A 259-nucleotide genomic window follows, 5' to 3' on the forward strand; every position below is an offset into this window, starting at 1 on the left:
GCGCCAGATCGCGGCGGGCATGATCGATCTGTCCGCGCGCACGGAGGAACAGGCCGCGTCGCTGCAGGAAACGGCCGCCAGCATGAACGAGCTGACCTCGGCGGTGAAGCAGAACACCGACAACGCGCGCACCGGCAGCGACCTCGCGCAGACCGCCGCCAGCGTCGCGGCGCGCGGCACCGAAGTCGTGCAGCAAGTCGTGAACACGATGGACGAGATCGAAGGCAGCTCGCGCAAGATCTCCGACATCACGGCGATG

General features: G+C 68.0%; 1 pseudogene. It reads left to right on the top strand.

Annotated elements, in window-relative coordinates:
- Nucleotides 1-259 (top strand): annotated as a pseudogene (locus tag SB816_RS32920) (methyl-accepting chemotaxis protein); the annotation flags it as partial.

This window comes from Achromobacter sp. SIMBA_011 (genome assembly GCF_046535435.1).
Classification (GTDB): Bacteria; Pseudomonadota; Gammaproteobacteria; order Burkholderiales; family Burkholderiaceae_B; genus Achromobacter; species Achromobacter dolens.